An 11262-nucleotide genomic window follows, 5' to 3' on the forward strand; every position below is an offset into this window, starting at 1 on the left:
CGGTACCGCACACTTGCCGGCATGCGGGTTCTGGTGGTCGAGGACGAGGAGTTGTTGGCGAACACCATCGCCGAGGGGTTGCGCCGGGTCTCGATGGCGGTGGACGTCTGCTACGACGGAGGGGAGGCGTTGGAACGGGTGGGTGTGCACGACTACGACGTGGTCGTGCTGGACCGCGACCTGCCGGTCGCGCACGGGGACGAGGTGTGCGCGGCCGTGCTGGAGGCCGGTGGCGAGGCGAAGGTGCTGATGCTGACGGCGGCGGCGCAGGTGGAGGACCGCGTGGAGGGGCTGGGCCTCGGCGCGGACGACTACCTGACCAAGCCGTTCGCGTTCGCCGAGCTGGTGGCGCGGGTGCAGGCGCTGGGTCGGCGCGCGCGGCCGGCGCTGCCGCCGGTGCTGCGCCGGGCGGGGGTGGTGCTGGACCTGCCCCGGCACCAGGTGTCGCGGGAGGGCCGGTTCATCCAGCTGTCGCGCAAGGAGTTCGCGGTGTTGGAGGTGCTGATGAGAGCGGAAGGGACGGTGGTGACGGCGGAGGACCTGTTGGAGAAGGCGTGGGACGAGTACGCGGACCCGTTCACGAACGCGGTGCGGGTGGCGGTCATGACCCTGCGGCGCAAGCTCGGTGAGCCGGGCGTGATCGAGACGGTGCCCGGCGCCGGGTACCGGTTCGGGGGGTGAGCGCGCTGCGGCTGTCCGTGCGAGCGAGGCTGACCGCCTGGTACGGGGGCTTCTTCCTGCTCGCCGGGGTGGTGCTGGTGGTGCTGAACTACGTCCTGGTGAGTGCTCAGCTGCCGCAGGTGGACTCGTTCGCCGTGGCGGTGGAGGGGCCTCCGCTGATGCCGACCGACCAGATGCAGGTGGTGACCACGCTGGAGGACTACCGGTCCGAGACGCTCAACACGCTGCTGTTGCAGTCGGGCGTGGGGCTGGTGGTCACGACGGCGCTGGCTGGTCTGGTGGGCTGGGTGCTCGCGAGCCGGGTGCTGGAGCCCCTCCAGTCCATCACCGCGACCGCGCACCGGCTGGAGGTCGAGGACCTCGGCCGGCGGATCAACCTGGACGGGCCCGACGACGAGCTGAAGGAGCTGGCGGACACCTTCGACGGCATGCTGGACCGGCTGGCCACCGCGTTCGACAGCCAGAAGAGGTTCGTCGCCAACGCCTCCCACGAGCTGCGCACACCGCTGGCGATCCAGCGCACCCTCATCGAGGTGGCGCTGGCCGACGAGCACGCCTCCGAGGACGTCAAGCGGCTCGGCGGCCACCTGCTGTCCACCAACGTGCGCTCGGAACGGCTCATCGACGGGTTGCTGCTCCTCGCCCGCAGCGACCGCGGCCTGGGCCGGCGCGAACCCGTGGAGCTCGACCACCTCGTGGAGGACGCGCTCTACACGTTCCGACACGAGCCGCAGGACATCAGCCTGGAGGCGGAGCCGGTGGCCGTCCTGGGCGACCCCGTGCTGCTCGCGCACCTGGTCACGAACCTGCTGCGCAACGCGTGCACCCACAACCACCACGACGGGAACGTGGCCGTCGTCGTGCGCGGCGCCAACCCGGTGCTGGTGGTCGCGAACACCGGCGCGGTCATCCCGCCCGACGCGGTGCCGGGTTTGTTCGAGCCGTTCCGGCGGCTCCCGGAGACCCGCGGCGGCGGGGCGGGGCTCGGTCTTTCGATCGTGCGTTCGATCGCATTGGCCCATCAGGGAAATGTGGTGGCCTATCCGATCGAGGGCGGCGGTTTGTGCGTCGAGGTGAACCTTCCGGTAACAGACGTGCGGTCGACGGCGACATACGGCAAGATCACATGAAGATATCGGTGAACGCGGCGAGCCTCCCCCGTCAAGGAGGCGCGCCGGATTAACGTCGGCACCTGGCGAGGTGAAGTCATACGGGAGGCCATGATGCGAGCGCTGCGGGTCATCGGGCTCGAAGACGACGGCAAATCCGTCATCCTCGAGGACCCGGAACGCGGCGAGCGCTTCGTGCTGCCCGCTGACGAACGGCTGCGCGCGGCGGCGCGCGGCGACCTCACCCGACTCGGCCAGATCGAGATCGAGGTGGAGAGTCAGATGCGGCCACGCGAGATCCAGGCGCGCATCCGCGCCGGCGAGTCCGTCGACCAGGTCGCCGCGGCAGCGGGCATCCCGACCCACCGGGTCGAGCGGTTCGCCTACCCCGTGCTGCTGGAGCGGTCCCGGACGGCCGAGCTGGCGCAGCGGGCCCACCCGGTGCGCGAGGACGGGCCGGACGTGCAGACGCTCGGCGAGGTCGTCGCGCACTCCTTCGGCCTGCGCGGGCAGGACTACACCGACGTCAGCTGGGACTCCTGGCGCGGCGAGGACGGCCGCTGGGTCGTGCAGCTGCACTGGACGGCGGGCCGGTCGGACAACCGGGCGCACTGGGCGTTCCACCCGGGCGCGCACGGCGGCACGGTGACGGCGCTGGACGACGCGGCGGTCGAGCTGATGGACCCGAACCCGAACCGGACGCTGCGCACGGTCCGGCCGGTGACGCAGCTGGCCCGGCAGGCGCTGGAACTGGAGAAGGCGGAAGAGCCGGAGATCCTCGTCCGCGAGGAGCCGGTGCCCACCCCGACCTTGCCGACGCCGGCGCTGCCCACCGCGGCACTGCCGACACCGGCGCTGCCCGCGGCAGCCACGCCGGAACCCGAGCCGGAGCCGGTCCCGGCCGAGGAGCCACCCGCTCCCCAGCCCACGCCGACCCCCGCGCCGGCCGCGGCGAAGAAGGACCAGCAGCCGCCCAAGCGCGGCAAGAAGAACCACCCGATCGTGCCGTCGTGGGAGGACGTCCTGCTGGGCGTCCGCTCGAACCGCGGCTGACCGACCGGAGCTGACCGGAACGCGAAGGGCCTCCGCCACGTGCGGAGGCCCTTCGGCGTGAGTGGACCCGGGATGCGGCGGTGGTCGGGACGGCTCTCGGTCACGGGGCTGGGCGGGCCGAACGGTGGCTGCCCCGCAGGCTGGGCCGGGCGGCGCAGGCAGCGTGGGCCAGCAGGGCAGCGCGGGCCGGCAACGCGGTCCGGCCCGGCACGCGGCGGCGGGCGAGGCGGCGCGGGCCAGCGGCAAGATCCGGGAGCCAGGGGCGGGCAGCGGGCGGGGCGGCGTGGGCAGGTGGCGAGGTGTGGGGCCGAGGTCCGCGCGGGTGAGCGGGTGAGGGGTTGGGTGGGGTGGGGGTCGGGTAACCGGGTGGGCATGCTGGCGCGAATGCTGATCGGTGCCCTTGTCGGTGCCGGGCTTGGTGCTGCCTCGTGGGGTGTCCGTGAGCTGATCGCCGCCGGGGCCGTGTGTTCCAAGGAGGACTGGAACTGCCTTGCGATGGGGCTGTTCAGCATCCCGATCACGCTGGTCGTGGGGGTGCTGCTCGCCTGGGCCGTGTTCCGGGTCCTCGGGGTGGAGCGGGCGTTGGGGATGGCGGCTGTCGGGATGTTCTTCGCCGCCGTTCTGACGCTGCTGACCGTGTGGATCTCCGTGCCGGCGGGTGGGGTGTGGGCGGGGGCCCTGGGGTTTGTGCTGGCCGCACCGGTGACAGCGCGCCACCCGGTCGGGCAGACTGCCGGCCGTGGCTGACTCGACCGCCGGTGGCTTCGCCTTCAGGGTGCTGCTGCGTGTCGTCGTGTCCGGGGTGGTCGGGGCCGTTCTGCTCATCGCCTGGATCTGGGCCTACCGCGCGGGTGTGCTCAACCGGGTGGTCAACGAGACCTCTTTGAGCGAATTCCTGCTGCTCATCGTGATCGGGCTGCCGGTGGCGCTGCTCCTCAGCGCCCTGCTCGCGGGGCCCGTGCTGTGGCTGCTCAAGGTGCGCCCGGTGTGGCCGGTCGTGCTCATCGGGCCCGTCCTGCTCGGGCTCGCCCACTACTTCAAGCTCCAGGAGCGGTTCTCCTGGCTCGGCGACCGGTGGACCGTGTTGACCATCCTCGCGGGGCTCAGTTACGGGCTCGCCGGGCTGCTCACCGCACCGGCCATGCTCCGCAAGGACTGACCCCGAACCACCGGACCGGGTCTCAGTACTCCGGGATCGGCACGGTGTCCAGCAGGTTCAGGTCCCAGCCCTCGTGTTCGCACCAGTCCTCCGCCTCCAGGCGGCTGACCGGCCGGGCGCGCTCCGCGCGTCCGCCGATGACGTCCCAGCCGTCCGGCGCCAGCACGTACAGCCGGCCGCCGCGCACCGCCAGCAGCCGACCGCGGGGGAACGCCATCGTCGGCTCGGTGCGCAGGTAGCGCACGTCCATCTTGACCTCCACCTAGCTAGAGCCTGCATGTTCGGAACACCGGAAAACCGGATGCTTGCGGGGGGTGACCTTCGTACCGTGGCAGTGAGCCTGAGGGGGACCATCGACGTGACCGAGCCCGCGACGTCACCACCCGACCACCACCAACCGCGAACCACCACGTTCTCGACCGTGCGCCGACTGTGGCCGTACTTCCGACCCGTCCGCGCGCAGATGCTGCTGAGCATGTCCGCGGCGCTGCTGGCGATGCTGTGCGGCCTGGGCATCCCGCTCATCACCCAACGCATCGTGGACGGCCCGATCGCCGCGCGCGACCTGGGAGCGCTACCACCCATGATCGGCCTGGTCCTGCTGCTGGGGGTCGGCGAGGCCGCGCTGTTCTACGCCCGTCGCAAGTTCATCGCCCGGCCCGCCTCGGACGTCGAGGCCCGCATGCGCGCCGCCATGTACGACCACCTCCAGCGGCTGCCGGTGTCGTTCCACGACCGGTTCCAGTCCGGCCAGCTGCTGTCGCGCGCCACCACCGACCTGAACACCGTGCGCCGGTTCGTGGCGTTCGTCTGCACGTTCCTCGTGGTCAACACGCTGGTCGTGCTGACCGGCCTGGGCATCCTGTTCTGGCTCTCGCCCGTGCTGGGCGGGATCGTGCTGGCCTGCACGCTGCCGCTGGTGCTGCTGTCCTACCTCTTCGAATCCAAGTTCAAGGTCGTCGCGCGCCGGGCACAGGACCAGGCTGGCGACCTGACCACCGTGGTCGAGGAGTCCGTGCTGGGCATCCGGGTGCTCAAGGCCTTCGGGCGCGGACCCCACCTGACCAGGCGATTCCTGCGCCAGGCGCGCGAGCTGCGGGACACCGAGCTGGCCAAGGTGCGGATCTTCGCGCTGCTCTGGGCGGTGCTGATCGTGCTGCCCGAGCTGGCCATCGCCGGGCAGCTCGCGTTCGGCGCGGTCGGCATCGCGGACGGCACGGTCACCGCGGGCACGCTGGTCGCCGCCGTCACGGTGAGCGCCTACCTGCGCTGGCCGATCGACTCGATCGGGTGGTTGTTGGCCGAGACGAACCAGACCGCCGCCGCGTCCGAGCGGTTCTTCGAGGTCATGGACGCCCCGGTCACCATCACCTCGCCCGAGGCCCCGAAGAAGCTCCCGGCGCAGGTCAAGGGGCACGTCCGGTTCGAGGACGTGCACTTCGCCCACGCCGAGGGCGACCGCGGGGTCCTGCGCGGGATCGACCTCGACATCCGGCCGGGCGAGACGGTCGCGCTGGTCGGCGCCACCGGATCGGGCAAGACCACGCTCACCGCCCTGGTGCCGCGGCTGGCCGACGTGACCCGCGGCCGGGTCACCATCGACGGCGTCGACGTGCGCGACCTGGACCTGGCCGACCTGCGCCGGGTCGTGGGCACGGCGTTCGAGGAGCCCATCCTGTTCTCCGCGAGCGTCACCGAGAACGTGGCGCTCGGCGGGATCGGCGCGGACGAGCCGAGGGTGCGCGAGGCGCTGCGGGTCGCGCGGGCCGAGGAGTTCGTGGACGCCCTGCCGTGGGGCCTGGACACCCGGATCGGTGAACAGGGCCTGTCGCTGTCCGGCGGGCAGCGACAGCGGCTGGCGCTGGCCCGCGCGGTCGTCGGGCACCCGGCGGTGCTGGTGCTGGACGACCCGCTGTCCGCGTTGGACGTCCACACCGAAGCCGAGGTCGAGGCCGCGCTGCACCGCGTGCTCAAGGGCGTGACCGCGCTGGTGGTCGCGCACCGGCCCAGCACGGTGCAGCTCGCCGACCGGGTCGCGATGCTCGTGGACGGCCGGATCGCGGCCGTCGGCACCCACCGGGAACTGTTGGCGGACAACGAGGACTACCGGTACTTGCTGTCCACTTTGGAGGACGAGGAGGTGGCGGCGTGACCACCGCGACGACGACCGGTCAGGACGAGGAGAAGTGGCGGGGCGTCGCCGCCGAGGACGTCGAGGACCTGGACTACGCGACCGGCGCGAAGCTCCAGGCCCGGTCGCGCCGGCTGCTGGGCTCGCTGCTGCGCCCGCACACCCGGGCCGCGGTGCTGGCGCTGGTCATCGTGGTGGTCGAGAACGTGGTCACCCTGGCCGGTCCGCTGCTGATCGCCGCCGCCATCGACCGGGGCGTGCCGGCGGCGCTGGACGGCCGGCCCACCGTGCTGGCGTGGTGCGTCGGCGGGTACGTCGCCGTGGCGTTCTCGGCTACGCTGCTGCGCTGGGCGTTCGTCCGACTGACCGGCCGCATCGGCCAGGACCTGCTGCTGGACCTGCGGGAACGGGTGTTCCGGCACGTCCAGCGGCTGTCGGTGTCCTTCCACGAGCGCTACACCTCCGGCAAGGTGATCTCGCGGCTGACCAGCGACGTCGACTCGTTGCAGGACCTGCTGGAACACGGCCTGGACGGCTTCTTCACCTCCATGCTGTCCGTGGTCGGCATCTCGATCGTGATGCTCACCCTGGACCCGCCGCTGGCCGCGGCCGTGCTGTTCGGGTTCCTGCCGCTGCTGGTGCTCATCCGCTGGTTCCGCCGCCGGTCGGCGAAGGCCTACCGGGGCACCCGCGGCGCGATCGCGAAGGTCATCGTGCAGTTCGTGGAGACCATGAACGGCATCCGCGCGGTGAAGGCGTTCCGCCGCGAGAAGCGCAACGAGCAGATCATGGCCGAGTTCAACGACCAGTTCCGCGACGCCAACACCGAGGCGTTCAACGTGGTGGCCACGTTCACCGCGCTGGTGCGGGTCATCGGCAACGTGTCGCTGGCCGTGATCCTCGCGTGGGGCGCGTGGCGGGTCGCGCAGGGCGACCTGGAACTGGGCGTGCTGGCCGCGTTCACCCTGTACGTGCGGCGCTTCTACGACCCGTTCGACGAGATCGCCATGTTCGCCACCACCTACGCCTCGGCGACCGCCGCGCTGGAGAAGATCTCCGGCGTGCTGGAGGAGCGGCCGGCCGTGCCGGAGCCGGAGGACCCGGCCCCGCTGCGGGACGTCCGCGGCCAGGTCGCGTTCGACGGGGTGGAGTTCCGGTACTCGCCGACGACGCCCGTGGTGCTGCCGTCGTTCGACCTGCACGTGCCGGCCGGGCAGACCGTGGCGCTGGTCGGCGCGACCGGCGCGGGCAAGTCGACGCTGGCCAAGCTGGTGGCGCGGTTCTACGACCCGTCCTCGGGCGCGGTGCGGCTGGACGGCATCGACCTGCGCTCGGTCGCCGACACCGACCTGCGGCGGGCGGTGGTCATGGTGACCCAGGAGAACTTCCTGTTCGACGGGTCGGTCGCGGACAACATCGCGCTGGGCCGGCCATCCGCGACGCGGGAGGAGGTCGTGTCGGCGGCGCGGGCCGTGGGCGCGCACGAGTTCATCTCGGCACTGCCCGACGGGTACGACACCGACGTGCGCAAGCGCGGCGGGCGGCTGTCGGCGGGCCAGCGCCAGCTGGTGGCGTTCGCGCGGGCGTTCCTGGCCGACCCGGCGGTGCTGGTGCTCGACGAGGCCACGTCCAGCCTGGACGTGCCGACCGAGCGGCTGGTGCAGCACGCGCTGGAGACGGTGCTGGCGGACCGGACGGCGTTCATCATCGCCCACCGGCTGTCCACGGTGCTGATCGCGGACCGGGTGCTGGTGATCGACGGCGGCCGGGTCGTGGAGGACGGGACGCCGGAGGAGCTGATCGAGGGACGCGGGCGTTTCGCGGCGTTGCACACCGCGTGGCGGGAATCGTTGGCCTAGAGCCGTAGAGCTCTAGAGCAGGGTCGTGATCAGCGCGAACCAGGCCAGCAGCACGCCGGCGACCACGCCGTAGGCGACCCAGCGCCAGACCATCACCTTGCGGGCGAGCCAGACCGACGGGGCGATGCCGCCCACGACGAGGACGTTCGCCAGCAGGGCCAGCCACGAGCTGGTCTCGCCGAGGCCGAGGGACAGGGTGACGACCATGAACGTCACCACGGCGGCGGTGAACACGCTGACCGTCAGGCCGGTGCCCCAGGGGGTCGGTTCCTCCTGGGGCACCGGCTCCTCGACCGGCGGTCGGTCGGGCGCGGGCGCCTCCACCAGGAACTGCTCGCCGGTCACCGGGTCGGTGTAGGCGACGGGGGTGCCCATGTCGGCGGCGAGCCGGCCCGCGAGCTGACGGCCCCGGCGGGTGACCAGCGCGCCCGCCGCACCGGTCGCGGGCGGGTCGGTGCGCACCACCGCCTCCGCCACCTTGGCCCACTCGTGCAGCGCGTCGGCGAGTCCCGCGCCCAGCGGCAGCGTGTGCGGGTCGACCTCGCGTTCGCCCGCGTCGTCACGGCCGGCCAGCACGGCGCGCCCGCCCCGGACCCGCAGTTCCACGAATGCCCTCCTCGGCGCAAGGTGTGCTCGGCGTTGAACGTAGTGGGTCAGGCGATCGCGTAGAAGGCGATCGCTGCGGCCGTGGCGACGTTCAGCGAGTCGACGCCGGAGGCCATCGGGATGCGGACGGCCAGGTCGGCGGCGGTGATCGCCTCCTCGGTCAGGCCGTGGCCCTCGGAGCCCAGCATGACGGCGACGCGCTGCCCGCGCAGCCCGGCGTCCTGGAGGTTGACCGCCGAAGCGCGCGGGGTGAGCGCGGCGACGCGGAACCCGTTGTGCCTCAGCACGTCCAGACCGGTGGCGAGGTCGGGCATGGCGGCGAACGGGACGCGCAGGACGTGCCCCATAGAGACGCGCACGCTGCGCCGGTAGAGCGGGTCGCTGCACCCCGGACCGAGCAGCACGCCGTCGATGCCCAGGGCCGCCGCGTTGCGGAACAGCGAGCCGAGGTTCTCGTGGTCGCCCACGCCCTCCAACACCGCCAGGCGGGTCGACCGCCGCGCCAGCTCCTCGGGACTCGGCTGCGGCGCGCGGTCGGCCGCCGCGAGGACGCCCCGGTTCAGGTGGAATCCCACGACTTCGGCCATGACCTCGGGCGATGTCACGTACGCCGGCGCGGGCAACTCCCCCAGCGCCTCCACCCGGCGCCGCACGCCGAGCAGCGCGCGCACCGGGTACGGCGAGGCGAGGAGCCGTTCGACGACCACCACTCCCTCGGCGATGACCAGCCCGCGCCCGCCGGGCCGATCGGGCCTGCGGTCGGCCGTCGAGAGGTCCCGGAAGTCGTCCAGACGGGGGTCCGCCGGATCGTCGATCTCGATCACCCGGGCAGTGTCCCACTTCCCGACATGTGAACACCGCTCGTAGTCCAACGGGCCGAACAGCAAGGGCTGGACCAGCACTTTCTTGCTGATTGTTACCGGTATGTGACAGAGAGCACCGATTTGGGCGCTGGCGGCCAGAAGGGAGCCGTGTCACGGTTGACCTCCGCTGAGCCCGCCGGAGCAGCCCGACCGATTGGGAGGCGGCATGGGGAGCAACGTGTCCAGTCGGACGTTCACCAGGGAGGACCGCCAGCGCTACCGCGAGCGGGTGCAGCGGTGCTTGGACGCGCTGGGGACCATGTTGGCGGAGGACAGCTTCTCCTTCCCCCGCCAGCAGATGGGCCTGGAGATCGAGCTCAACCTCGTGGACGACTCGGGCCGGCCCGCGATGGCCAACGCCGAGGTGCTGGAGAAGATCGACGACCCGTCCTTCACGCTGGAACTGGGTCAGCACAACCTGGAGGTCAACGTCCCGCCGCGCGAGTTGGCCGGCGACGAGACCCTGGACCTGGAACGTGAGCTGAAGCAAACCCTGTCGTGCGCCGACGACAAGGCCCACGACGCCGGCACGTCCCTGGTGATGATCGGCGTGCTCCCAACGCTGCGCCACGAGCACTTCGACCGCCGCTGGCTGTCCGACAGCCCCCGCTACGCCCTCCTCAACGACCAGATCTTCGCCGCCCGCGGCGAGGAGGTCGTCCTGAACATGGAGGGCGCCCCGATGCCGGGCAGCACGGTGCCCGAGAAGCTGACCAGCTACGCGGAATCCATCCTGCCGGAAGCCGCGTGCACTTCTGTGCAGCTGCACTTGCAGGTCGCACCCGACGACTTCGCAGCACACTGGAACGCGGCCCAGGCCTTGGCGGGCGTGCAGGTGGCGATCGCGGCGAACTCTCCGTTCCTACTGGGGCGCGCGCTGTGGCACGAGACGCGCATTCCCCTGTTCCAGCAGGCGACGGACACCAGGCCGATCGAGCTGAAGAACCAGGGCGTGCGGCCGAGGGTGTGGTTCGGGGAGCGGTGGATCACGTCGATCTTCGACCTGTTCGAGGAGAACGTCCGGTACTTCCCGGCCCTGCTGCCGGAAACCGGCGACGAGGACCCGTTGGACGTACTGGGCGCCGGCGGGACGCCTTCGCTGACGGAATTGCGACTGCACAACGGAACCGTGTGGCGCTGGAACCGACCGGTGTACGACGTGGTGGACGGCGTGCCACACCTGCGCGTGGAGAACCGGGTGCTGCCGGCGGGGCCGACTGTGCTGGACACGATGGCGAATGCGGCGTTTTTCTATGGGGCACAGCGGGCTTTGACGACTCTGGAGCGTCCTTTGTGGACTCAGATGTCGTTTGACGCGGCTGAGGAGAACTTGTACGCCGGGTCGCGGCATGGGATGGGTGCGCACCTGTACTGGCCCGGGATTGGGTGGGTGCCGGCGGATGAGTTGGTGTTGCGGCGGTTGCTGCCGTTGGCGCATGAGGGGTTGAGGGCGTGTGGGGTTTCCGATGAGGCTCGGGAGCGGTATCTCGGGGTGATCGAGGCGCGGTGCTTGAGTCGGCGGACCGGGTCGGCTTGGCAGCGGGACACGGTGGCGTTGTTGGAGGAGCGGGGGGTGGAGCGGGAGGTGGCGTTGAGCGCCATGTTGGCCCGGTATGTGGAGTTGATGCATAACGGGGAGCCCGTGCACACCTGGCCTGTGGGGTTGTAGCGGCTGCTTTTCACGCGCGCAGCGCGGTCTTCGCGCGCGGAGCGCGCGGTAGGTATTACCTACAAGTGGAGGGCCTCGGTTCCCCCACCGTATGGCCTGCCCGAAGGGCTACCACAGATTTCCCGGGGTGCA

The 11262-nt window shown here is 71.5% G+C and carries 11 protein-coding genes; 8 read left to right on the forward strand and 3 right to left on the reverse strand.

The window, feature by feature from the left end; all coding sequences use genetic code 11:
• Window positions 1–21 precede the first annotated feature (21 nt).
• From WBN91_RS28795 to WBN91_RS28815, 5 genes are all read left to right on the forward strand, one after another.
• Window positions 22–681 carry a response regulator transcription factor gene (locus tag WBN91_RS28795; RefSeq protein WP_337723780.1) on the forward strand — a complete coding sequence of 220 codons (660 nt, stop codon included), beginning with the start codon at window positions 22–24 and terminating at the stop codon, window positions 679–681.
• A complete protein-coding gene (locus tag WBN91_RS28800; protein WP_337723781.1) occupies window positions 678–1811 on the forward strand; it encodes a sensor histidine kinase in 1134 nt (377 codons plus the stop codon). The genes WBN91_RS28795 and WBN91_RS28800 overlap by 4 nt, the downstream gene beginning before the upstream one ends.
• Window positions 1812–1904: 93 nt before the next feature.
• The gene (gene sepH / locus WBN91_RS28805; RefSeq protein ID WP_337723782.1) at window positions 1905–2843 is read left to right on the forward strand and encodes a septation protein SepH; all 939 of its coding nucleotides are present in this window, start codon (window positions 1905–1907) and stop codon (window positions 2841–2843) included.
• A gap of 384 nt (window positions 2844–3227) precedes the next feature.
• Window positions 3228–3590 (forward strand): hypothetical protein, encoded by a 363-nt coding sequence (locus tag WBN91_RS28810; protein ID WP_337723783.1) that lies wholly within the window; start codon window positions 3228–3230, stop codon window positions 3588–3590.
• A complete protein-coding gene (locus tag WBN91_RS28815; protein WP_337723784.1) occupies window positions 3583–4002 on the forward strand; it encodes a hypothetical protein in 420 nt (139 codons plus the stop codon). The genes WBN91_RS28810 and WBN91_RS28815 overlap by 8 nt, the downstream gene beginning before the upstream one ends.
• Window positions 4003–4024: 22 nt before the next feature.
• Here WBN91_RS28815 and WBN91_RS28820 read toward each other — a convergent pair whose 3' ends face one another.
• The gene (locus WBN91_RS28820) at window positions 4025–4264 is read right to left on the reverse strand and encodes a hypothetical protein (RefSeq protein ID WP_337723785.1); all 240 of its coding nucleotides are present in this window, start codon (window positions 4262–4264) and stop codon (window positions 4025–4027) included.
• A gap of 66 nt (window positions 4265–4330) precedes the next feature.
• Between WBN91_RS28820 and WBN91_RS28825 the strand changes: the two genes are divergently transcribed.
• On the forward strand, window positions 4331–6154 hold the full coding sequence (locus WBN91_RS28825) for an ABC transporter ATP-binding protein (RefSeq protein ID WP_337723786.1): 1824 nt from the start codon (window positions 4331–4333) through the stop codon (window positions 6152–6154).
• Complete coding sequence (locus tag WBN91_RS28830; RefSeq protein ID WP_337723787.1) at window positions 6151–7992, forward strand: ABC transporter ATP-binding protein; 1842 nt, start codon at window positions 6151–6153, stop codon at window positions 7990–7992. Before WBN91_RS28825 ends, WBN91_RS28830 begins: the two co-directional genes overlap by 4 nt.
• Window positions 7993–8004: 12 nt before the next feature.
• Here the strand turns inward: WBN91_RS28830 and WBN91_RS28835 are convergent, their stop codons facing one another.
• Together WBN91_RS28835 and WBN91_RS28840 are read right to left on the reverse strand one after the other, a co-directional pair.
• Entirely contained in the window at window positions 8005–8598 is a 594-nt protein-coding gene (locus WBN91_RS28835; RefSeq protein ID WP_337723788.1) for a DUF2537 domain-containing protein, read from the reverse strand.
• Between the two features lie 47 nt (window positions 8599–8645).
• Window positions 8646–9422 carry a TrmH family RNA methyltransferase gene (locus WBN91_RS28840; RefSeq protein WP_337723789.1) on the reverse strand — a complete coding sequence of 259 codons (777 nt, stop codon included), beginning with the start codon at window positions 9420–9422 and terminating at the stop codon, window positions 8646–8648.
• 205 nt (window positions 9423–9627) lie between these two features.
• Here WBN91_RS28840 and WBN91_RS28845 point away from each other — a divergent pair, with 205 nt between their 5' ends.
• Complete coding sequence (locus tag WBN91_RS28845; protein ID WP_337723790.1) at window positions 9628–11130, forward strand: glutamate-cysteine ligase family protein; 1503 nt, start codon at window positions 9628–9630, stop codon at window positions 11128–11130.
• Window positions 11131–11262 lie beyond the last annotated feature (132 nt).

Origin of the sequence: Saccharothrix sp. CCNWYY140 (assembly GCF_037401995.1) — a bacterium.
Taxonomy (GTDB): Bacteria; Actinomycetota; Actinomycetes; order Mycobacteriales; family Pseudonocardiaceae; genus Actinosynnema.

Excerpts from the sequence above, each read along its gene's own strand:
- WBN91_RS28795 (WP_337723780.1), top strand. The coding sequence starts at position 22 with ATGCGGGTTCTGGTGGTCGAGGACGAGGAGTTGTTGGCGAACACCATC.
- sepH (WP_337723782.1), top strand. The coding sequence starts at position 1,905 with ATGCGAGCGCTGCGGGTCATCGGGCTCGAAGACGACGGCAAATCCGTC.
- WBN91_RS28810 (WP_337723783.1), top strand. The coding sequence starts at position 3,228 with ATGCTGATCGGTGCCCTTGTCGGTGCCGGGCTTGGTGCTGCCTCGTGG.
- WBN91_RS28845 (WP_337723790.1), top strand. The coding sequence starts at position 9,628 with ATGGGGAGCAACGTGTCCAGTCGGACGTTCACCAGGGAGGACCGCCAG.